General features: G+C 39.1%; 16 protein-coding genes. 5 read left to right on the top strand and 11 right to left on the bottom strand.

Annotated features, from left to right (window positions below; genetic code table 11):
• Positions 1–37: 37 nt before the first annotated feature.
• The gene (locus B554_RS0107880; protein WP_019457637.1) at positions 38–1,009 is read right to left on the bottom strand and encodes an NAD(P)H-dependent flavin oxidoreductase; all 972 of its coding nucleotides are present in this window, start codon (positions 1,007–1,009) and stop codon (positions 38–40) included.
• A gap of 230 nt (positions 1,010–1,239) precedes the next feature.
• On the opposite strand from B554_RS0107880, the gene B554_RS0107875 reads away from it, so the two are divergent.
• Complete coding sequence (locus tag B554_RS0107875) at positions 1,240–2,049, top strand: enoyl-CoA hydratase (protein ID WP_019457636.1); 810 nt, start codon at positions 1,240–1,242, stop codon at positions 2,047–2,049.
• A gap of 66 nt (positions 2,050–2,115) precedes the next feature.
• Here the strand turns inward: B554_RS0107875 and B554_RS0107870 are convergent, their stop codons facing one another.
• On the bottom strand, positions 2,116–2,961 hold the full coding sequence (locus B554_RS0107870; protein ID WP_013198245.1) for an IclR family transcriptional regulator: 846 nt from the start codon (positions 2,959–2,961) through the stop codon (positions 2,116–2,118).
• Positions 2,962–3,148: 187 nt separating this feature from the next.
• On the bottom strand, positions 3,149–4,366 hold the full coding sequence (locus tag B554_RS0107865; RefSeq protein ID WP_019457635.1) for a CaiB/BaiF CoA transferase family protein: 1,218 nt from the start codon (positions 4,364–4,366) through the stop codon (positions 3,149–3,151).
• A gap of 331 nt (positions 4,367–4,697) precedes the next feature.
• Here B554_RS0107865 and B554_RS0107860 point away from each other — a divergent pair, with 331 nt between their 5' ends.
• Together B554_RS0107860 and B554_RS0107855 are read left to right on the top strand one after the other, a co-directional pair.
• Positions 4,698–5,849, top strand: a complete 1,152-nt coding sequence (locus B554_RS0107860) for an acyl-CoA dehydrogenase family protein (protein WP_019457634.1) — start codon at positions 4,698–4,700, stop codon at positions 5,847–5,849.
• 61 nt (positions 5,850–5,910) lie between these two features.
• A complete protein-coding gene (locus B554_RS0107855; protein WP_019457633.1) occupies positions 5,911–7,161 on the top strand; it encodes an MFS transporter in 1,251 nt (416 codons plus the stop codon).
• Positions 7,162–7,386: 225 nt separating this feature from the next.
• Here the strand turns inward: B554_RS0107855 and phnX are convergent, their stop codons facing one another.
• The 7 genes from phnX to B554_RS0107820 all read right to left on the bottom strand — a co-directional run bounded on the left by phnX (position 7,387) and on the right by B554_RS0107820 (position 15,491).
• Entirely contained in the window at positions 7,387–8,202 is an 816-nt protein-coding gene (phnX, locus tag B554_RS0107850) for a phosphonoacetaldehyde hydrolase (protein ID WP_019457632.1), read from the bottom strand.
• 38 nt (positions 8,203–8,240) lie between these two features.
• Positions 8,241–9,428 carry a 2-aminoethylphosphonate--pyruvate transaminase gene (gene phnW, locus B554_RS0107845; protein WP_025465147.1) on the bottom strand — a complete coding sequence of 396 codons (1,188 nt, stop codon included), beginning with the start codon at positions 9,426–9,428 and terminating at the stop codon, positions 8,241–8,243.
• A 26-nt stretch (positions 9,429–9,454) separates the two neighbouring features.
• Entirely contained in the window at positions 9,455–10,609 is a 1,155-nt protein-coding gene (locus tag B554_RS0107840) for a TIGR03364 family FAD-dependent oxidoreductase (RefSeq protein WP_019457630.1), read from the bottom strand.
• A 102-nt stretch (positions 10,610–10,711) separates the two neighbouring features.
• The gene (locus B554_RS0107835; RefSeq protein WP_019457629.1) at positions 10,712–12,421 is read right to left on the bottom strand and encodes a putative 2-aminoethylphosphonate ABC transporter permease subunit; all 1,710 of its coding nucleotides are present in this window, start codon (positions 12,419–12,421) and stop codon (positions 10,712–10,714) included.
• Positions 12,415–13,617, bottom strand: coding sequence for an ABC transporter ATP-binding protein (locus B554_RS0107830; protein WP_019457628.1), 1,203 nt, complete (start codon positions 13,615–13,617; stop codon positions 12,415–12,417). Before B554_RS0107830 ends, B554_RS0107835 begins: the two co-directional genes overlap by 7 nt.
• Positions 13,618–13,639: 22 nt before the next feature.
• Positions 13,640–14,677, bottom strand: a complete 1,038-nt coding sequence (locus B554_RS0107825; RefSeq protein ID WP_019457627.1) for a putative 2-aminoethylphosphonate ABC transporter substrate-binding protein — start codon at positions 14,675–14,677, stop codon at positions 13,640–13,642.
• 91 nt (positions 14,678–14,768) lie between these two features.
• The gene (locus tag B554_RS0107820; protein ID WP_000434318.1) at positions 14,769–15,491 is read right to left on the bottom strand and encodes a UTRA domain-containing protein; all 723 of its coding nucleotides are present in this window, start codon (positions 15,489–15,491) and stop codon (positions 14,769–14,771) included.
• A 1,245-nt stretch (positions 15,492–16,736) separates the two neighbouring features.
• On the opposite strand from B554_RS0107820, the gene alr reads away from it, so the two are divergent.
• Entirely contained in the window at positions 16,737–18,029 is a 1,293-nt protein-coding gene (alr, locus tag B554_RS0107815) for an alanine racemase (protein ID WP_019457626.1), read from the top strand.
• A gap of 147 nt (positions 18,030–18,176) precedes the next feature.
• On the opposite strand, the gene pobA is transcribed toward alr, so the two are convergent.
• Complete coding sequence (gene pobA, locus B554_RS0107810) at positions 18,177–19,391, bottom strand: 4-hydroxybenzoate 3-monooxygenase (RefSeq protein WP_019457625.1); 1,215 nt, start codon at positions 19,389–19,391, stop codon at positions 18,177–18,179.
• A 141-nt stretch (positions 19,392–19,532) separates the two neighbouring features.
• On the opposite strand from pobA, the gene pobR reads away from it, so the two are divergent.
• Positions 19,533–20,348, top strand: a complete 816-nt coding sequence (pobR, locus tag B554_RS0107805; protein WP_019457624.1) for an IclR family transcriptional regulator PobR — start codon at positions 19,533–19,535, stop codon at positions 20,346–20,348.
• The last annotated feature ends 20 nt before the right edge of the window (positions 20,349–20,368 follow it).

Here is a 20,368-nt window from a genome sequence, read left to right as displayed (position 1 = left end):
GCATGCTAATAGTTAATTAGAGGAGCTAGATTAAGTTCTATAAAAGCCCTAATAACCGACCACGAATAATGTCTTCTGCCTCTTTGACAATTCGGTTAACCAGTTCATCGCATGTCGGAATATCATGAATCAAGCTTGCCACTAAACCGCATGACCATGCACCTGCATTTACATCGCCATCAATCATGACTTTTGGATAAACCCCTGCAACTTCTTCAATAATATCTTCAAATTTAATGTTATCGCCAAGTGCTTTTTCTTTTGTCACGATTTTTTCTACAGCAGCATTATTTATGACGCGTTCTGTGTTTCGCAAAGCACGCATAATTAACCGCGTATCTCGTTCGGTGGCATTCAAAATCGCCTGTTTCACATTTGCATGTACGGGAGCTTCCTGAGTTGCAATAAAGCGCGTTCCCATGTTAATTCCATCTGCTCCCATCGCTAAAGCAGCAGCGAGTGAGCGCCCATCTGCCATACCACCTGAAGCAACAAACGGAATCTCTAATGCATCGGCTGCTAAAGGCAATAAAATCATATTTGGTACATCATCCTCACCAGGATGCCCACCGCACTCAAAACCATCTACAGAAACCGTATCACATCCAATTTGCTGAGCTTTTAAGCTATGTCGAACCGAAGTACATTTGTGAATTACTTTAATACCAGCAGCCTTTAAATATGGCATGACTTGTTCAGGATTACGCCCTGCTGTTTCTACAACCTTGACTCCACCTTTAATAATTGCCTCTACAAAACCCGGATAATCAGGGGTATTCACCGTAGGCAAAAAGGTTAAATTTACCCCAAAAGGCTTATCAGTCATTTCACGGCAACGTGCAATTTCTTTTGCCAGATTTTCAGGTGTACGCTGAGTCAGGCCAGTGATAATACCTAACCCACCCGCATTTGAAACCGCAGCCGCAAGCTCTGCAAAACCAACAAAATGCATACCGCCTTGAATAATTGGATGCTCAATTTCAAATAATTCTGTAATTTTGGTCTTCATATTCTTTCCACTCACTGTTCTATAGCTAGCCTCTTATTTCCTTAGCAGAGCTAGATGCTTATTTACGCATAAATCCTATCAGCATTTAAATTAATTCAAGTTAAAAATTTCATAATACAAAATTTTATACCACAATATAAAACAAAATAATTGATAACGGAATTATTTTTCGATAGCATTATTTTAATGAGTTTAATTTTTAGACAGAAAGTTAGTTAAAGGAATGAATGATGCAGCAGGACAACAAAACTCAAAACCAGCTTAAAACAGGCACAATTCATGAATCTTTTGATAGAAATATACTAACGCTCACCATGAGTAATCCCACTAAAAAGAATGCAATTAATTACGAAATGTATGCGGCCCTAAGTCAGGCATTAGATGAGGCTGCAACTAATCAAGACGTTCATGTCATTGTGCTTACTGGTGAAGGTTCTTCGTTTACCAGTGGTAATGATGTCAATGCATTTGAAAAACGCGACGCATCAAGTTCAGAACCACCCGCTTCGATTGTTTTCTTAAAAAGCTTGGCAACTTTTCCAAAACCGATTATTGCTAAAGTAAATGGTGTAGCAATTGGTATTGGCAGCACCATGCTTCTACATTGCGACCTTGTGTATGCAAGCCAAGGCTCTATTTTCCAATTCCCCTTTGTAAACTTGGGACTTGTACCTGAAGCTGGCTCCAGCTACATCTTGCCAAGGCTCTTAGGTTTTGCACGCGCTTCTGAAATTATTTTATTGGGTGAAAAGTTTTCGGCAGACCAAGCAAAAAATTATGGTCTAGTAAATGAAATATTTGAGGCAACTGAGCTGGATCAAGTGATTGAGGATGTGGCAATCAAATTAGCCCAGAAACCAAGCCAAGCCTTACAACTGAGTAAAAAGTTACTAAGAGATATGCCAATTGATGATCTACTCAATCGTATTGATCATGAGTCGACTATTTTCTCGCATTGTTTACATGGTTCCGAGTTTAAAGAAGCATTAAGTGCCTTCAAAGAAAAAAGGAAACCGAACTTTCACAGCCAAACAGCCTAAAACTCACCCACTAAAAAAGCCAGTATTGAAAATCAAAGCTGGCTTTTATAAGTAAATCAGATTGGTTTAGCTAATCTCGGTACGAATATTATTCACCATGTGTAAAAGACGTGGTGCAATATCTTCTTCAAGTTTTTCACGGTTCATAATAAAGCTTGGACCGCCACAGTTGAACACCAGTAAACCATGTTGTTCATGAATGAGTGGAACCGCAACCGAGTTCACATCTTTATGCCATTCACCGATTGAAAAACAGTATCCAAAATCTTGGTAGTCTTTAAACGCTTTGTCTAGATCGCGGTTAATTTTGATCCAGTCTTCTTTGTGTTTGCTACGGATAGCATCAAGTAAAAATTCTCTTTCGTCTTCAGGCATTGCGGCTAAACAGGCACGTCCCATCGAACTTAAATGAATCGGTAAATAGGTTCCAACTTGACGACGCATGGTCATATTGCCTTTACCTTGTACTACATCAAGATAAATCATATTCAGTCGATCACGTGTTGCCATGGCTACAGCAGCGCCCGCATAGTCTGCCAAATTTTTCATATATGGATGAGCAATAGAGCGAATCGACACGTTAGAGAGCATGGAATAACCAAAAGCAAGAACACCTACTGAAAGCTGGAATTTGCTTGAGTTAGGGACTTGTTTGATATAACCCAAACGCGACAAGGTATGTGTAAGGCGAGTAATAGTTGGTTTTGGCAAACCTGTCATTTGAGCAAGTTCTTGGTTGCCCAAATGCTGATGTTTAGGCGTAAAACAACGTAATAGCTCTAAACCACGTGCTAATGCAGTAATAAATTGGCGATCATTTTCATCCTGCATGTCTTCAATCGGATGTAATAATTCATGCCTTAAAGGCGCTAATAATTTTTCTGTCGGTTCTGCATCAACTGCATCGTTCATTGTCATACCAATCCACATTTTTGTTTCGCACTGCGAAAATTATAATCTATTTTTTCTATAAATAGCAAAAGAGCAAACATCCGAGTCTGCATCTAAAAGATAACTTTATTTAACTCGTTAAAGCGAAAGATTAAATATTTTATTTTCTGATTTTAAATATAATTTTAACCTTCCGCTTTTAAGCCACCTACCCAATTACACCTTTTTCTTTGAGCTCAGCCAGTTTTTCTGAAGAAACAACTCTTCCCAAAACGGCCTGCGTATGTTCTCCCAGCAGCGGTGGTGCTGTTTTGTATTCAACGGGCGTTCTAGAAAGTTTGATTGGAGAGCCAATTATCTTCAATTTTTCACGCTGAGGATGGTTCATCTCGACTAACATTTCTCGGGCAATCACTTGTGGCTCTTGAAAAGCTTGTTCCAAGTTATTAATCACACCGACCGGAACTTTAGCGGCATAGATTGCATCTACCCATTCATCTGCTGTTTTTGTTAAAAAGTGAGTTTGTAAAATTCCGATAATTTCATCGCGATGCTTAATTCGGTCTGCATTTCTGGCAAAACGTGCATCATTTGGTAGATCGGGTAACCCAATACTTCGACAAAGTTGAATAAACTGAGTGTCATTTCCACACGCGATAATAAAATCACGGTCAGAAGCTTTGAACACTTGATAAGGCACAATATTAGCGTGTGCATTGCCATAACGCTTAGGGATATTTCCTGATGAAAGATAGTTCATTCCCTGATTTGCCATTGTAGCAATTTGAACATCAAGCAAAGCCATATCAATGTATTGGCCTAAACCTGTCACATAGCGGTTGAGTAAAGCAGCCTGTATGGCAATCGTAGAATAAAGTCCCGTGGCTAAATCGGAAAATGCGACCCCTACTTTTTGTGGTCCACCACTAGGCAAATCATCACGCTCACCTGTAACTGACATTAGTCCGCCCATGCCCTGAATAATAAAGTCATAACCGGGCTCTTCTGCTCTGGGGCCAGTTTGACCAAAACCTGTAATTGAGCAATAAACCAGTTTAGGGTTAATCTCAGATAAAGACTCATAGTCCAAACCGTACTTTTTCAAAGAACCCGCTTTGTAGTTTTCAATCACGACATCGGTGTCTTGAATAAGGGCTTTAATCAATTCTTGGCCATCAGGACTCGCAATGTCGATAGCAACGGATAGTTTATTGCGGTTAGTGGACTGATAATAAGCAGCTTCTTGAGTATCTTGGCCTGAGTCATCTTTCATCCAAGGTGGCCCCCAAGAACGGGTGTCATCACCGACTTTCGGTCGTTCAATCTTGATTACTTCTGCGCCTAAATCGGCAAGAATCTGTCCACACCAAGGCCCAGCCAATACCCGACTTAAGTCAAGTACCCGAATTCCATTTAAAGCACCCATCTTCATCCCACTATATTTTGTGACTTATTTCCTATAGGAAAACTTATCCATTTAAAATTTCGCATAGCGATATATATTTTTAATATACATACCTATTTTTAAAAATCAAACTTTAATTTTCCACTAAAAATAATGATTTTTTATAAGAAAATATAGCTTAAATAAATCAATAAATTAGCCAAATATAAATCAACAACAAAGTATCGCATTGCGAAATTAATTTTCAAAATATATTGTTTTGCGTTCATCCTTTGATTACTATCGCTTCAAATATTGGTGATTTTACGAACATCACATTGATGTTTTCTGCATGTAGTAAAAGGACGAGACTATGATTCGAGATCAGGAAACCTTAGATCAACTTGTTGATATGATTCGACAATTTGTTGAAGGTGTATTAATTCCTCATGAGAATGAAGTCGCTGAAACGGATGAAATTCCACAAGATATTGTTGAGCAAATGAAAGCTCTCGGTTTATTTGGTTTAACCATTCCTGAAGAGTACGAAGGTCTTGGACTGGCAATGGAAGAAGAGGTCTATGTGGCTTTTGAATTAGGTCGTACCTCTCCTGCTTTTCGCTCTCTCATTGGAACCAATAATGGCATTGGCTCAAGTGGCCTGATTATTGATGGTACTGAGACACAAAAATCATTTTTCTTGCCGCGTTTAGCACGTGGTGAAGTGATTAGTTCTTTTTGCTTAACCGAACCGGACGCGGGTTCTGACGCTGCCTCTTTAAAAACCAGCGCTATAAAAGATGGTGACTTTTATATTTTAAATGGCACCAAACGCTTTATTACTAATGCTCCTCACGCTGGTGTATTTACAGTCATGGCACGTACAAACCCTGATATTAAAGGCGCTGGTGGCATTTCTGCTTTTATTGTCGATAGCCAAACTCCGGGCATTTTTCTTGGCAAACGCGATAAAAAAATGGGACAAAAAGGTGCCCATACCTGTGATGTGATTTTTGAAAATTGTCGCATTCCAGCCTCAGCGCTCATTGGTGGTGTTGAAGGTGTTGGTTTTAAAACGGCCATGAAAGTACTCGATAAAGGCCGTTTGCATATAGCTGCCTTGAGCGTCGGTGCAGCAACCCGAATGCTAGATGATTCTTTAAATTACGCCATCGAACGCAAGCAATTTGGACAACCAATTGCTGAATTCCAACTCATTCAAGCCATGCTTGCCGACTCAAAAGCTGAGATTTATGCCGCTAAATGTATGGTCTTAGACGCTGCACGCCTACGTGATGCAGGACAAAACGTTAGCACTGAAGCCTCATGCGCAAAAATGTTTGCAACCGAAATGTGTGGCCGCGTTGCTGATCGCTGCGTACAGATTCATGGCGGTGCGGGCTATATCAGTGAATATGCGATTGAACGTTTTTATCGAGATGTCCGTTTGTTCCGCCTTTATGAAGGCACGACCCAAATTCAACAAATGATTATTGCCCGAAACATGATTCGCGCTGCGTCTTAATCAAATTTTAAGCACTTCAAAACGACTTGAAGTACTTTCAATCAAATGTAGGTAATGGATTATGGCTACAAATTACAAAGAAGGTTTTTCTCGTATACAGCCTCATACGTGGAAAATAGCATTTATTTTTGCATTTCTAGCACTATTGGTAGATGGTGCAGATTTGATGCTGCTGTCTTATAGCTTAAATAGTATTAAGGCAGATTTTGGATTAAGTTCAGTACAAGCAGGTATGCTTGGCAGTTTCACATTGGCAGGCATGGCTGTTGGTGGAATTTTTGGGGGATGGGCGTGCGATAAATTTGGTCGTGTGCGCATTGTTGTTATTTCTATTTTAATTTTCTCACTCCTCACCTGTGGCTTAGGTTTTACTCAGAGCTTTCTTCAATTTGGTATTTTAAGATTTTTTGCATCACTGGGTTTGGGTTCTCTTTATATTGCCTGTAATACCCTCATGGCCGAATATGTACCAACACGTTTCCGCACAACTGTACTCGGCACACTACAAGCTGGCTGGACCGTAGGCTATATTGTTGCGACTTTGCTTGCAGGTTGGATTATTCCTGATCATGGCTGGCGCATGCTGTTTTATGTTGCGATTATTCCCGTTGTTATTGCTGTGCTCATGCATATTCTTGTACCAGAACCAGAAGCATGGCAAAAGTCTCGACTACAACAACCTGTTGTAGCTCAAAATGCATCGAAAACTTCAGCATTTAAGCTTATTTTCCAAGATAAACGAAACCGTAATATGTTTATCTTATGGGCGTTAACCGCAGGCTTTTTACAGTTTGGTTACTATGGCGTAAATAACTGGATGCCGTCATACCTTGAAAGTGAACTCGGTATGAAGTTTAAAGAAATGACTGCCTATATGGTAGGTACATATACCGCCATGATTTTAGGTAAAGTTCTTGCGGGCATGATGGCTGATAAATTAGGGCGTCGTTTTACTTATGCCTTTGGTGCTATTGGCACTGCTATTTTCCTACCTTTAATTGTTTTTTATAACTCACCAAGTAACATTCTATATTTACTGGTGACCTTTGGTTTCCTCTACGGCATCCCTTATGGCGTAAATGCAACCTATATGACAGAAAGTTTTGCGACTGCCATTCGCGGTACAGCCATTGGCGGTGCTTATAACGTTGGACGTTTAGGCGCTGCATTAGCCCCAGCAACGATTGGTTTCTTAGCGTCTGGTGGTTCTATTGGTTTAGGTTTCGTCGTAATGGGCGCTGCCTACCTGATTTGTGGCGTGATACCTGCCCTATTCATTAAAGAAAAATTATACGACCCACAAAAGTCGTAAAGAGATCCATCACAAAAAATCCTATTGGTTCTGTGCCTATAGGATTGATGGTACTAACGATCTAAACATGTGTTTTAGATGGTTAGCAGGAAATAAGGAATTGACGTTTCAAAGTTATTCCTTATTTCCACCTATGTAGAGTTTATTACTCTTCATTTTAATTTTTTAGGTAAGCTTAGCTCCCAAGGGAGCTAAGCTTAAAAAGATATAGACCGAAACATTTGTTTAAGGTCGTTCACCCTGCCCCAAACGGCGTTCAATATCATCGAGTACGTTTGGCAAATCAGCGACACTATCAATCACATAGTGAGCGCCCGACGCATTCATTTTTTGATATGCCTTATCTTTTAGAACAATCTGTTCATCGGCCGATAGTGCACTCCACTCTTCATAGCTTAAACCGACTTCGTTACCGCTAACTGCAAGTCCTACTGTCCAGCATCCGGCATTTAAACCTTCATCAATACCCACCACGGTATCATCTACTTTTACAACAGTTTTGATGTCAGACACATCGAGTTGAATTAAGTTCTTCCATAACATTTCAGGATATGGACGGCCAAATTTCACATCACTTGCCGTAACGATACAGTCCGGTCGATAGCCCTGATCGGCAGCATCTTTAACCAAACGACTAATCATCATAGATGCATATCCCGTGTTACTGCCAATTTTTGCACCACGCTTTTTAATATTTTCAAAAGTCGCCAATGCACCCGGAATTAAAGCCGAGCATGTTGGAATCAAATCTAATTGATAAGGAATAAAGTCCTTATATAAACGGTCAATATCTGCTTCAGTTGCAGGCTTCCCATACACTTCCTGCCATGCAGCTGCTACACGCGGCATTTTTAAAACAGCTGCAATATGGTCACGTTTTTCTAAGCCCATTGGGGCACGCGCTTCTTCAACCGTAATTTCAACTTTATTGTCTTTAAATAAAGCCATAAAAGCTAAAATTGGTGCGCGTGAGCCAAAATCTACTGTTGTACCAGCCCAGTCAAAAACCACAGCCTGAATTTGTGTGTTGTTGGTTGTCATGGTGTATTTCCTTTAATTTAAATAATTTAATAAAAAAATTATGCTGTTACAGCTTGATTTAGGTGGTTTTCGCAGTAGCTGACAATTGCAGCAAGAAGCCCTTCAATGTCATGAACATAAACTTCGCCAATATTGCCTATACGGAAGCAGTTAAGGTCGGTGACTTTGCCTGGATAAATTACGTAGCCTGATTTTTTCAAGGTTCCGTAGAATGACTGAAAGCTAAATGTTTCAACTGTCGGATAAAGGAATGTGGTGATAATTGGTGATTGTGGACACTCTTTACCGAGTACCAACTCAAAACCAAGCTGTTGCATACCTTGAGATAAGGTTTGCTGGTTTTGTAAATAACGTTGATAACGTGCAGCTACTCCGCCCTCTGCCTCAAGCTCAAGCAATGCTTGATAGAATGCACGTACCACATGGGTTGGCGAGGTAAAGCGCCATTTACCATTATGTTGCTCCATTGTGTTCCACTGGTCATATAAATCGAGGCTAACCGAACGTGCCAAACCTTTACACGCTTCTAGGCAATCACGTTTCGCCAAAATAAAACCAAAGCCCGGAACACCTTGAATGCATTTATTTGCACTTGAAATCAGGAAATCAATTTCAAGCTCAGCCATATCCATTGGCACACCGCCAAATGAACTCATGGCGTCCACAATCCAGATTTTTCCTGCTGCTTTCACTAAACGACCAATGTCTTGAATCGGGTTTAAAATTCCTGTGGTGGTTTCACAGTGCACACATGCAACGTGGCTAATGGTTTTATCTTTTAAAACACGCTCAATCTCTTTTAAATCTGGTGTTTGGGTTTCTAAATAGTTCAGTTCTACAACTTCAATATTTAAGCAACGCGCCATTTGCACCATACGTGCACCGTATGCGCCATTATTAATAATTAAGATTTTTCCATCACGTGGAATAGCTGAACCAAGCACAGACTCTACGGCAAAACTACCACTGCCTTGCATTAACACAGCCGTATATTTTTCAGATTGGCTAGTTGCTAAGTTGACTAGACGAGAGCGGATATCTTGTACAAGCGAGTTGTATTCTTGATCCCAAGTACACCAGTCTTTTTGCATGGCACGGCGTACTGTTGCCGATGTTGATAATGGTCCTGGAGTAAGAAGCAAATACTTGTTCTCTAAATCCATATCAAGTTGGGGTTGCATGTTCATAATGTTGCTCATTTCTTTTGCGTTCATTTCAATATACACCAATCTGGTTTAAACCAGATGACAAACTAGTAAATATTTTGTTCTAATATTTCTTTCATAAATCCAGCCCCTGTAGTCATGCCTTTGCCAGCAATCGCACTCACCAGAAAGATATTTTTTTCGGCTTCAGTGACACAGGCCAACTCATGTTCATGAGTCAGGTAATAACCATTCCAACGTTGTTGAATTGGAGGTAAAGTCAGCCCTAGTTTTTCGTAGCAGTAAGCTTGAATAAACTCATTAATCTCTTCACGCTGCTCGAACTGAGGCGCTTCATTAATCGGATGGTATTCGTGACTATCGCCCACGATCAGTTCACCAAATTCGTTTTGTTTAATCAGAATATGAATACCGAATTCTTTAATGAAGCCTTGTTGTGACGCTTTAACCAACTCAGCATGACTTGGACAAATTTCAAAAGCTGGATAACGTGAAATGGATAAGCCCGAATAAAGAGAAGCATTTAAGTTTTGGCGAAACCGTTGAGTCAGGGCCATTTGTAAGCCACAACGTTTCAGGTTCAAGCTTTGTAATAGATCTGGATATAAAACATCGATAACTTCACCATGGCAGATCAAAACTTTATTTGCCCGATATGCCTCGCCACTTGCCAAGCGAACCTGACAAATTCCATGTTGATATTGGGTTTGAACGACACAAGCATTGGTATAAATTTCTACACCTTTTCTTTCGGCATATGCCAACAGTCGCTGCCCAATCACATGTGGTTCGACCGAATAATCTTCCTCAAAAACCAAGCCGCCTTGAAAATGCTGCGAAGGATTTAAATAAGAAAATTGGGTAACCAGTTCATCATGGTTTAGCAAATGAACTGGAATTTGATAATCATTTGCACGCTCGGCAAACTCTTTTAAAACCTGCCATTCAAGTGACGTATTGGCGAAATAGACACCTTGTCTTTGCTCAAATGAAATATCGGTTTCAGCCTGAATACGCTGATAAAAACAACGCGTTTCAAGCGCATACTTTCGCCACTGTTGCTCTGGATGAGTTAATGTCGATGTTCCAACCATGCCAAAATTACGACGAGTTGCCCCTACAGGTTTGGCATTTTTCTCAAAGATACAAACTTTTAAGCCTTGTTCTTGCGCTTGTATGGCAGCGGACAAACCTAAAATACCGGCTCCGACAACAATTAAATCAAACTGTGCGTGATTCATAAGACTTCCAATTTGCGAAATTTAGGATGAATAAACCCTTGCCTTGTTGAACAAAGCATTTTCATTTCAGTCGGTTAAATAAAAATTGTGTTTAGCTAAAACTTAGTGAGCACTTTCACGCCATTGCTGACTTCTTGCCATAATTTTTCTGGTAAATAACCAATGAATGAGTTTTACAACACATGAGGTCGTTAAAATGAGAATACTCATGGCAACAGCAGCAACCGTGTCGCCTGCATCATCCATATTTAAAACCGCCACCGCCGCTAAACTGGTGTCTGGTGAATAAAGGAAAATCGCAGCCGACACAGTGGTCATGGCATTCACAAAAATATAGACCGATACATCGCATAGCGCTGGAAAACACATGGGCAAATATACTTTCCAAAAGGTTTTCCACTTCGATGTTCCTAGAGTTTCTGCTGCCTGATCGAGCTGTAGCGGAATCTGTTTAATGGCATTGGTTAAAGTAAGATGTGGCACGGTGTAATAATGCACAATGGTTGAAATCACCAAAATGGTCATGGTCCCATACAGTACATTTAACGGGTTGCTTTGCTGGTTAAAAAACAAAATATAAGCAATACCCAAGACCAATCCCGGCACAGCGAGTGGCAATAAAACCAAAGCTTGTACATAGTTTTTAATGAATGGATGTGCCTTAAAACGTTCGGTTAACAGTGCCACCATAAAAATCAGTGCCGTTCCAAAAACCGTACTAAAGAGTGCCATGCGAATCGAGTTAAAATACGCCGCCCAACCGCCGCCATCCACATATTCAAAACTGTAATGTGCCAAGGTTAAAGACAAATCGTATGGCCAAGACTGAATAAATGAAGCCAACACAGCCGTAAAAATAATCAGTAAAATCGAGCCCGAAACTAAGCCACAAAATAGGCTCAGAACGACTTCAAGTTTTTTATTCGGTGCTGAAACATAAGGTTTAGCCTGAAAAGCTTGAAACCGTGCATGCCGCTTGCTTTGTATTCGGTCGAAAATGAACACAAAAACTGCTGGTAGCAATAACAAGATGGAAATTACCGCACCCATGCTCATGTTTTGCTGACCAATAATCTGTTTATAGACATCAAGCGCCATCATGTTAAATGAACCGCCAATGACTTTTGGAATACCAAAATCGGTCAGTACATAAATAAAAGCCACTAAACTTGCACTGATGAGTCCATAACGAATTGCAGGTAGCGTGACATGGTAATGGGTCTTCCAGATATTTTTGCTGAGCGACAAAGATGCCTCAATTAAACGTTGATCAACACTGCGAAAAGACACCATCATCAACATTAAAATTGCTGGAAATAGCCAAAAGCAATAACTGATTAAAATACCGATTGGGCCATAAATTTGTATATCGCCCAGTAAAGGTTTTAATACACCTTGCTTACCAAACAAGTAAACCAGTGCCAAAGAGGGCAAAAGTGACGGCGCTAAAATGGGTAAAAAAGCGACCACTTTAAAGAAGCCTTTGCCTTTCATATTGACGTTGGTAAGTGCAAAAGCATAAATACTGGCAAGCAACACTGTAATGACAGTGGCAGCACAAGCAACCCACACCGAGTTAAATACAGAGCTGAGTAAAGCTGGGCTTGCAAAATAATTATAGAAGTTTTCAAGGCCAACAAACTGCTGATTTTCATCAAAAAATGCACTTTCAAACAGCATAACTAATGGTGCGACAATGGCTAAGGTCAAAGCAATCGCCACAACAAATAAAGCGATGTTCGATCTTAATGAATATTTAGTTTTTCGACGCGGCTGTGTTTTTAAAACCGCTGAAGCAGCTTCATTTAACATAGTGCGTACCCTTGTTCGTCAAAGACATGAATGAGCTGATTAGGCACTTTTATAAACATGAGTTCTTGCAAAGATTTGAACTTGGTATTTTCAATTTCAATTTGCAAAAGGTGTTTTGCCTGCTCAACTCCATCGATATGAATGGTACAAAACAAACGGCGTTTTGCGCCTAAAAATTCAGTGCTTAATACTTTAACTGGCAAATACAACGACTCTTTATCACTGCCAAAATTATCAACCAACTCAACAGCTTCGGGTCTAAAACCAATACTGTACCTTTGCCCAACTTTAAGTTTTTGCTGCTCCAAATTTAAAGGAATAAAACCTAAAACCTCGAGCTGATTGGTGACTGAACAAGTGGCTTTAAAAAAGTTCATGGTGCCAATAAACTTTGCAACGAATTGGGTTTGTGGCTTGTAGTAAATATTGTGCGGTGTATCAATCTGCTCAATGACGCCATGATTCATGACAACCACACGGTCAGAAATGCTTAAAGCTTCTTCTTGATCGTGTGTGACCATAATAGTAGGCAAATTAAGCTGTGATTGAATCGAACGGATCTTTTGTCTTAGGTTTAGACGTACCTGAGCATCGAGAGCAGACAATGGTTCATCTAGCAGTAAAATATCAGGCTTCGGTGCAATTGCCCGAGCAAGCGCAACACGTTGCTGCTGCCCGCCTGATAATTGGTTGGGATACTTTTTAGCAATATCAGGTAACTCAATTAGTTCTAATAACTGTTGAACCCGTTGGCTACGTTGTGCCTTATCCCACTTTTTTTTGTCTAAGCCGAAAGCAATATTTTCTTCGACGTTTAAGTTTGGAAATAACGCATAGTTCTGAAACACAATGCCACAGTGACGCTTTTCAGCACTGAGCAACGTAATGTCTGCGCCCTTTTTTATAACCTTTCCATAATCAGGTTTTTCTAGACCCGCAATGATGCGTAGTAAAGTGGTTTTACCGCATCCAGAAGGTCCCAAAAAGCTCACGAACTCGCCAGCTTTCAGGTCTAAATTAATATGCGTTAGGGCCTGAAAGTGTTGGAACTTTTTTTGTATATCCACCACTTCTAAAACCGACGGACCATGTTCAGGATATTTATAGGTCGTTAATGACGACAGTAAATGCCCTGCTAACTCACCCTTCTGGTTTTGACCTAGCAGCGATGATTGCAATGACGAAGGAATTTGCATAATGAGGCCCTTATCCAAAAGATCACTTTTCAAAACGCTTTGACCATTCAGCCAAAATACGTTCACGCTGCTCGGCCGCCCAATAAAAATCATTTTTTACGAGCATTTGAGGAAGATTTTTCGGGAAGTCCATGGTCGTATTTTCGATGCCTTTATAAGCCACCATTGAAAAGTTATGGGCATAGGCTTCATTTGCCGCTTTGCTTACCGACCAGTTTATAAATTTCTGTGCGCTACTTAGCTTCTTCGTTGCTTTCACAATCGCTGAGGCTTCCATTTCCCAGCCTAAACCTTCAGATGGATAAACCACTTCTAAAGGTGCACCTTCTGCTTTTAATTTAAATGCCGGATAACCGAAAGAAACACCAATTGGGATTTCACCCTGCGCTGCCATTTTGCAAGGTTTTGAACCCGAATGAGGATATTGTGAAATGTTTTTATCCAAAGCCTGCATATAGTCCCATGCCTGCTTTTCACCCCAAATTTGCATCCAAGCTGTGACATCCAAATAGCCTGTTCCACTTGAGGCTGGGTTTGGCATCACAATCAGGTTTTTATAAATCGGGTTGGTTAAATCTTTCCAAGTTTTTGGAATCGGTAACTTACGTTTTTCTAATTCGACTTTATTGACACAAATTGCAGATTCCCATGCATCCATACCCGTCCACGTTGGTACAGGTTTTTGGCTCACAAATTCTGGTTTTAAATTTTCAATGCCTTCAGGTTTAAAAGGCTCAAGCATGTCTTTTTTTTCCATGACCAGCAAACTGGTTAAAGCCACACCAAAAACCACATCTGCTTGTGGGTTTTTCTGCTCTGCCAAAAGTTTAGCGGTGATTACACCTGTTGAATCACGTACCCATTTTACTTTGAGTTCAGGATAGGCTTTATGTAATTCCTCTTGGTATTGCTTAAGCTGGTCGGCTTCCACTGCCGTATAGACTGTAATTTCTTCTGATTGTTTTGATGTTGCTGATGAACATCCCATTTGAATAGCGACCACTACACCTAAAACTGATGCAGTACCGAGTTTAATTGTCTGTTGAACGTACTGTTTCATCTGCAAACCATCGAATGCAATTATTTGATGATCGTATTTCAACAGCTTTATATGACAGTTTAATTAATCTGGTTTAAACCAGATTGCATTTTTATGCTCGCGCTTCGAAGTGCAAATCTAAAACATCATGTAGCCAATATTCTTGGTCAACATCGGTAATTACGCCTTCTTCATTTCTGTTGCTACGGCAAATATATAAACCCAGTGCGCCAACATTCACATGCAGTGCTTTAGCCTGTTGTTCCGATAAAGCGGTTGGATACAGGTTAATGTCAGCTCTGGTGATATGGCAGTTATATTGATTTGCCATCAGTAAAGTAATGGATTGCTTGAGATCATGAGTTAAAAACTCAGGGAAAAGTTCGGCATTCACCCGTAAATGCTCAACCAAAACAGGTCGTCCATTAATACAACGACGTCGCCAAACTGAATAAATCGGATGCCCTTTTTCAACTTTTAAATGCTTGGCATCCCAAGAAGTAGCTTGCGTAAGTTCACTCGAAATTACTTCTGTAGAAGGTTCATAGCCTTGTTCAATCACAAACTGGTTAAAGTTTTTTGTCGATTGCGGGTGATAAATAATGCGAGGAGAACGAACATACCAACCACGGCGGTCTAAGCGATAAATCAAGCCATCAGTTTCCAAAGCCAGTAAAGCTTCACGTGCAGCCACACGAGTGGTTTGGAACTGTTCAGACAGCACTCTTTCTGATGGGAGTTTTGCGTGGGCTTCTAATACACCCGATTCAATATCATGGGCAATCGCATCGCGAATAGGAATATATTTAGGTATGCGAGCTTGGTCCTGTTCCATACAAACTTAGAATTTATAAATAAAGAAATTAATAGCAATATACTGAAAAAATGTGACAAAAGCTTTTATTAATGCTGATCTTTTAAGCAAAACGCGTCCTATTCCCCGCTTTTTTCAATTCAACTTTTCCATAAAAATTCGTGTGTGCACGCATACTCTGGCTTCGGAAAACTTCCCTTGACTCATCTGTTTATCAAGGAAAACAGCATAGCTTAATCATTACATCATATTTATTGAGACACTTATTTAAGATAAAAATTCATATTTTGTACTGACTCTTACACAGGAATTGAGGATTTGCCCTAACACTAAATATCCGTCCTCCAATATTACTGCCTTGTAGAATTAGAATAGTATGGTCAATAAAACCCCAAAACTTCTTGAGTAATTTAAAAAATAACCTACCATCTTATATTTAAAAACTCTCAATATAAAATCACCCATTTAATAAAAACTAAAATATTAATAAAATTTCCTGATTTAAAAATAAACATAAAATTTTAATTTAATCAAAATTTCAAACAACAAATTTAATTAAAAAAACAAGATAAGGCCAATTCGTCGATTTATTACACAAAACCATAACCACACCTCCAAGGTTAAATAATACTCAACTATTTATTCAATCTAATTAATATTTCATTTATAAAATTTAAATTAATTAATTAAAAACTATTAAATATGACATTTGATGCATAAAAATTTGTCACGATATAACCAAAAATTTCTAAATAATTTTAATAAAAAATATAAACATATGATAAGTATAATAATTTTAATATTTCATATGCCCTAAAACAAAGTTTCGGATGTTTACCTCCATATATTTTTTATATTTTACCGAATGATAAAAAAATCATAATTAATAAATAATAAAAATAAAAAACCCCTTTTAATAATAAAGTTAATTATTTACCAAATGTTATATTTTAAAAATTGTTATTAAAAATATCACCAATAATTAGATTAAAAAAATAACATTCAAAAAAATATAATGATTTTTCTTCTTGTTTTTTCACAAATGTATATTTAGATTTAATTAAGATTATTTAAAATCACATTTGTATTTTATGAATACAGTTTAAGCAAAATTAAATTTTACTTAACACTGACTATAATATTTTAAGGAGAAAGTATTATTACGACCAAATCGTGTGACATTTTAAATTAATTATATCTCTGTACTTAACCATAAAAACCCACCCAGCGTTAAATCATATTCAGCCAGGAACGATTAAAAAACTCATGAAACTTAAAACAAATTTTTCGCATCTCGCTTATAGCTGTGCATTGGTATTATTCGGTTCCATACAATTTGCCCATGCTGCACCTTTACTCACGTCTCATATCACAAATGAAGTCAGCCCTGCACCTACAGCAAATGCATGGGTTGAAGTTGACACTCAAGCTTTTGAAGATAATATTAAAAGGACAAATCAATTACTTAATGGCAAAACACAACTTTGTGTAGTCATGAAAGCAAATGCATATGGGCATAGTATTGATCTACTTATGCCGAGTGTTATGAAATTAAATGTGTCTTGTATTGGCATCACCAGTAATGCAGAAGCGGCGATGGTGCGTAAGCATGGCTATAAAGGCAAAATTACACGTTTACGTACAGCAACTGATAGTGAAATCATCAATGCACATGCGTTAAATATCGAAGAGCTTTTGGGTAATTATGATCAGGCTGCCCGTATCTCTAAATGGGCAGAAGCGAACAATACAACTGTTCATTATAGCTTGGCTTTAAATTCGGGTGGTATGGATCGTAATGGTCTTGAAATGTCTACAGCTCAAGGTAAAGAACAAGCTGTTGCAATCACTAAGCTTCCAAATCTTAAAATTGACGGCATTATGACCCATTATGCTGTAGAAGATGAAAAATATGTTCGTGAGCGCCTAGCTCAATTTAATGAACAAACAGCATGGTTGATTAAAAAAGCCAAACTGAATCGTAAAGAATTAACATTACATACAGCAAATTCATTTGCTACTTTAAATGTTCCTGAATCACATTTAGATATGGTCCGTGCAGGCGCAATTATTTATGGAGATTTTCCTAATCACCCTGAATTTAAACGCATGATGACATTTAAAACACAAATTGCTGCAGTTAATAATTACCTTAAAGGTTCAACTGTAGGTTATGACCAAACTTATACGTTGACACGTGATTCTAAACTCGCAAACTTGCCTGTAGGTTATTCGGATGGCTACCGTCGTAGTTTTAGTAATAAAGCTTTTGTCTTAGTCAATGGACAAAAAGCGCCAGTGGTTGGTCGAGTATCCATGAATACTGTTATGGTTGATGTAACAGATATTCCAGAAGCCAAAGCGGGTGATGAAGTTGTATTATTTGGACGTCAAGGCAATGCTGAGGTTCAATCTAGTGATTTAACGAGTCTTACAGGCCATATTTTGACAGAGGCCTATACTCCATGGAGTAACTCTAATCCACAAGTGATTAAACCTATTCAATCTCAGCAATCAACGCAAATCAGTAATCATCAAGTTACAGCAACCGCTGAGTAAACTTTAGGTGAATTGATAAGTAGCCCTATATTTCAAAAAGTATCGGGGCTACTTTTAGTATGACCATATCTCTTAATCTATTACATCCTACTTAAATTCTTATATAAAAAAGAGCATTTTCATGCCCTTTTTATTTTTATTTAGTCTTTAGCTTGCATGCTTAAAACTATCAATTTGCTTAATTTCATAAGGCAAACCGACATAGTTTTCGGCTAATGTGGTTTTACCTGCAATTGAACCCAGTACATAACTTAACTCGGCTTGTTTAATCTTGTGATCGAACTCACTTTCAGTTTCAAAGCGATGCAATAAATGAGTCATCCACCAAGAAAAACGCTCTGCTTTCCATACACGTTGTAGACATTTTTCAGAATATTCATTTATACCTTGCTCTGAACCTTCGGCATAATATTCAATGAGTGCACTTGATAAATAAGCAATATCAGATGCAGCGAGGTTTAGGCCTTTTGCTCCTGTCGGTGGAACAATATGCGCAGCATCACCTGCTAAAAATAGTTTTCCGAAACGCATTGGTTCAGTCACAAAGCTACGTAACGGCGCAATACTTTTTTCAATAGAAGGTCCTGTCACCAACTTTTCACGGCTTTCAGGGTCTAGGCGGTTTTTTAACTCATCCCAGAACTTTTCATCTGACCAGTCTTCGACGTGATCTGTTAAAGGCACTTGCAAATAATAACGGCTACGTGTCTCTGAACGCATACTGCATAAAGCAAAACCACGTTCTGATTGTACGTAAATGAGTTCATCGGCTACAGGTGGGACATCTGCCAACACCCCTAACCAGCCAAACGGATAAACTTTTTCAAAGGTCTTTATTTTATCTTGAGGCACGCTGGCACGGCAGACACCGTGGTAACCATCACACCCTGCTATAAAATCACACTGAATTTGAAAAACTTTACCTTGGTACTCAAACTCAACTTTTGGTGCAGTGTAAAAATCTTTTACTTGTACATTTTGAGCTTCATAAAATGAAGTGAGCTGCTCTGCTTCACGCGCAGTCATTAAATCTTTGGTGACCTCGGTCTGACCATATACGGTCACTTGTTTACCACCTGTCAGTGCGGCCAGATCAACCCGATGTAACTCACCATTGGTTAAGATTTCGATGCCCGAATGTGGTAATCCTTTTTCTTTTAAGTTTTGGTCAACGCCTGCTTGTTTCAGTAAGTCGACTGAAACTTGCTCTAAAATTCCTGCACGAATCCGTGAAGCCACATATTCAGCACTGCGTTGCTCAACAATAATATGATCGATCCCAGCTTTATATAGAAGCTGCCCAAGCAATAACCCTGCTGGTCCAGAACCAATAATTGCAACCTGTGTCTTTAAAATATCCATAACTTCATCCTTGTTTCATCCTGACTTTTAAATTACTGGCTTTAAGTTTTGTTCACTATGTATGCAAGACGAAAATAACCGTTTATCATTTAGTTTGTCCGAATAGCGGACAGAAACAATCAAAATAACAGGAATGAAAGGATGCCTTCTCTCGATGCTTTTCTAGAGCACCCGAACTCGCATGAGAAAATTCGTCAAGATGACTACATTGCAGGGTTAGCAAAAGGCTTAGCTTTACTCGAAGCTTTTGGAACAGACCGACAACGGCTTAATGTGACTCAAGTGGCTGAGCGAACCGGTATTAGTCGTACAGCGGCAAGGCGTTACCTAAAAACTTTAAAATACTTAGGCTATTTAGAAACCGATGAACATTACTTTTGGCTCACTCATCGCGTGCTGCGCTTTTCGAGTTCTTATTTAAGCTCTGCCCACCTGCCTAAAGTTGCCCAGTCATTTTTAAATCTTTTGTGCGCGCAGACATCCCTGACTTTTTCAATTGTGGTGTTAGACGATAACGAAGTCGTGCCGATTGCCCGTAGTTATTTACCGCAGCAAGATAATTTACGTGTAAGTCCTTATGGCATGCATTTAGGAAACCGTCTCCCTGCCCATGCCACGTCTACAGGTAAAGTTTTACTGGCAGCACTACCTGAAGAAGCTCAGCATGCATGGGTAAAAACTTATGGTTTAAAGCGCTTAACCCCTTTTACCATTGTAGATGAGTCAAAGTTTTTTGAAGTGCTTAAGGGCATTACGTTATCAGATTATTGTCTTTCTAAAGAAGAACATGAGCTTGGTGTGATTGCGATTGCCGTGCCCGTTTTTAATGCACAAGGTCAAGCCATAGCAGCACTTAACTGTATGTCTCAAACCAACCGCGTACAAGAAGATTATTTGGTTCAGCAAATATTGCCATTGCTACGCAACACGGCAAATGAACTTAGAAATGTGATTTAAATAAACTTAGAAACTCTTGT

The organism is Acinetobacter sp. GG2 (assembly GCF_000292385.1).
GTDB classification, from domain to species: Bacteria; Pseudomonadota; Gammaproteobacteria; order Pseudomonadales; family Moraxellaceae; genus Acinetobacter; species Acinetobacter seifertii.
Note: the sequence above shows the minus strand (reverse complement) of the source record. Positions and strands in the feature narration are given on the sequence as shown.